The 3,500-nt window shown below is 49.7% G+C and carries 2 rRNA genes; both read left to right on the top strand.

The features are described 5' to 3' along the window. The first annotated feature begins 351 nt into the window (after nt 1-351). A 23S ribosomal RNA gene (locus DIC66_RS22605) occupies nt 352-3,228 on the top strand. Between the two features lie 155 nt (nt 3,229-3,383). After that, nucleotides 3,384-3,496 (top strand): 5S ribosomal RNA (gene rrf, locus DIC66_RS22600). Nucleotides 3,497-3,500 lie beyond the last annotated feature (4 nt).

Genomic DNA, 3,500 nt, shown 5'->3' with positions numbered 1-3,500 from the left:
GTTATTCAATACCAAAGTTGCTTCGCAAGAGGCTGCTTTGTTGTTGATCGAGATTACTTGATCAATCGGCTGTTCTTTAACAATTTATAGAGTTTAATCAGCGTTGCCAATCATTAAGCAGCGTCTGGGAAACCGCACATTCGTAAAGGTTTAGTGCGGACCGTGCCCTGGCGTTGTGATTGGCGACATAATTTTGATTGCGTCAAAATGAATATCAAACTTCACGTTTGAAAATTCGAGTTATTCAAGTAAGTTAAATATTGGATACGGCATAACGCGACAGGTGAGAGACCTGTCAAAACATTCCTTGAAGATTACGATGAATTCTTGAAAGAGAAGTCAAAGTTATAGGGTCAAGTGAATAAGAGCATATGGTGGATGCCTTGGCAATGATAGGCGACGAAGGACGTGATAGCCTGCGATAAGCTTCGGGGAGCTGGCAAATTAGCTTTGATCCGGAGATTTCCGAATGGGGAAACCCACCCTTAGGGGTATCGCATGATGAATACATAGTCATGCGAGGCGAACCGGGTGAACTGAAACATCTCAGTAGCTCGAGGAAAAGACATCAACCGAGATTCCGAAAGTAGTGGCGAGCGAAATCGGAGAAGCCTGCAAGTGATAGCACAAGACATAACGGAACGATCTGGAAAGGTCGACTATAGAGGGTGATAGTCCCGTACGTGAAATGACCTGTGTGGTACTGAGCTTGCGACAAGTAGGGCGGGACACGAGAAATCCTGTCTGAATATGGGGGGACCATCCTCCAAGGCTAAATACTCATCATTGACCGATAGTGAACTAGTACCGTGAGGGAAAGGCGAAAAGAACCCCGGGAGGGGAGTGAAATAGATCCTGAAACCGTATGCTTACAAAAAGTAGGAGCCCGCAAGGGTGACTGCGTACCTTTTGTATAATGGGTCAGCGACTTACATTCAGTGGCAAGGTTAACCGAATAGGGAAGCCGTAGAGAAATCGAGTCCGAATAGGGCGTCAAGTCGCTGGGTGTAGACCCGAAACCAAGTGATCTATCCATGGCCAGGATGAAGGTGCCGTAACAGGTACTGGAGGTCCGAACCGACTAGTGTTGCAAAACTAGCGGATGAGCTGTGGATAGGGGTGAAAGGCTAAACAAACTTGGAAATAGCTGGTTCTCTCCGAAAACTATTTAGGTAGTGCCTCAGGTATTACCGACGGGGGTAGAGCACTGTTTTGGCTAGGGGGTCATGGCGACTTACCAAACCAATGCAAACTCCGAATACCGTCGAGTACAGCCTGGGAGACAGAGCACCGGGTGCTAACGTCCGGACTCAAGAGGGAAACAACCCAGACCGCCAGCTAAGGTCCCTAAAACGGGCTAAGTGGGAAACGAAGTGGGAAGGCTAAAACAGTCAGGATGTTGGCTTAGAAGCAGCCATCATTTAAAGAAAGCGTAATAGCTCACTGATCGAGTCGTCCTGCGCGGAAGATGTAACGGGGCTAAGCCAGTTACCGAAGCTGCGGATTTGCAATTTATTGCAAGTGGTAGGAGAGCGTTCTGTAAGCCTGTGAAGGTGCGTTGTAAAGCGTGCTGGAGGTATCAGAAGTGCGAATGCTGACATGAGTAGCGTTAAAGGGGGTGAAAAGCCCCCTCGCCGTAAGCGCAAGGTTTTCTACGCAACGTTCATCGGCGTAGAGTGAGTCGGCCCCTAAGGCGAGGCAGAGATGCGTAGTTGATGGGAAACAGGTCAATATTCCTGTACCGATGTATAGTGCGATGTGGGGACGGAGAAGGTTAGCTCAGCCAACTGTTGGATATGTTGGTTCAAGCCTGTAGTCGTGCCTGGTAGGTAAATCCGCCGGGCTTAGATGAGGGGTGATAACGAGTCTGCTTGCAGACGAAGTGAGTGATACCCTGCTTCCAGGAAAAGCCACTAAGCTTCAGCTATACACGACCGTACCGCAAACCGACACTGGTGCGCGAGATGAGTATTCTAAGGCGCTTGAGAGAACTCGGGAGAAGGAACTCGGCAAATTGACACCGTAACTTCGGAAGAAGGTGTGCCTTTAGTAGGTGAACCATTTACTTGGGGAGCCCAATGAGGTTGCAAAAAATCGGTGGCTGCGACTGTTTATTAAAAACACAGCACTCTGCAAACACGAAAGTGGACGTATAGGGTGTGACGCCTGCCCGGTGCTGGAAGATTAAATGATGGGGTGCAAGCTCTTGATTGAAGTCCCAGTAAACGGCGGCCGTAACTATAACGGTCCTAAGGTAGCGAAATTCCTTGTCGGGTAAGTTCCGACCTGCACGAATGGCGTAACGATGGCCACACTGTCTCCTCCCGAGACTCAGCGAAGTTGAAATGTTTGTGATGATGCAATCTCCCCGCGGAAAGACGGAAAGACCCCATGAACCTTTACTGTAGCTTTGTATTGGACTTTGAACAGATCTGTGTAGGATAGGTGGGAGGCTTTGAAGCGGTGCCGCTAGGTATCGTGGAGCCAACGTTGAAATACCACCCTGGTGTGTTTGAGGTTCTAACCTGGGTCCCTTATCGGGATCGGGGACAGTGCATGGTAGGCAGTTTGACTGGGGCGGTCTCCTCCCAAAGCGTAACGGAGGAGTTCGAAGGTACGCTAGTTACGGTCGGACATCGTGATGATAGTGCAATGGCATAAGCGTGCTTAACTGCGAGACTGACAAGTCGAGCAGATGCGAAAGCAGGACATAGTGATCCGGTGGTTCTGTATGGAAGGGCCATCGCTCAACGGATAAAAGGTACTCTGGGGATAACAGGCTGATACCGCCCAAGAGTTCATATCGACGGCGGTGTTTGGCACCTCGATGTCGGCTCATCTCATCCTGGGGCTGTAGCCGGTCCCAAGGGTATGGCTGTTCGCCATTTAAAGAGGTACGTGAGCTGGGTTTAAAACGTCGTGAGACAGTTTGGTCCCTATCTTCCGTGGGCGCTGCAGATTTGAGGAAGCCTGCTCCTAGTACGAGAGGACCGGAGTGGACACACCTCTGGTGTATCGGTTGTCACGCCAGTGGCATTGCCGAGTAGCTAAGTGTGGAAGAGATAACCGCTGAAAGCATCTAAGCGGGAAACTCGTTTCAAGATGAGATCTGCCGGGGCCTTGAGCCCCCTAAAGAGTCGTTCAAGACCAGGACGTTGATAGGTCAGGTGTGGAAGCGCAGTAATGCGTTAAGCTAACTGATACTAATTGCTCGTGCGGCTTGACCCTATAACTTTGATAGCACATAAGTGCTTCAAGGATGTTATGCCAAGTTGACGCATTCAAAATCCATGCAGCAATGCATGGTGTCTAACAAGACAGAAGCTGATTAGCTCTATAAATTGGTCCGGTTGACTCTCAGTCAATCAGACAAAAAGTTTATGCCTGACGACCATAGCGACGTGGTACCACTCCTTCCCATCCCGAACAGGACAGTGAAACGCGTCAGCGCCGATGATAGTGCGGGTTCCCGTGTGAAAGTAGGTCATCGTCAGGCTATT

Source organism: Rhodoferax lacus (assembly GCF_003415675.1).
Classification (GTDB): domain Bacteria; phylum Pseudomonadota; class Gammaproteobacteria; order Burkholderiales; family Burkholderiaceae_C; genus Allorhodoferax; species Allorhodoferax lacus.
This window is presented reverse-complemented; position numbering and strand designations above follow the sequence as displayed.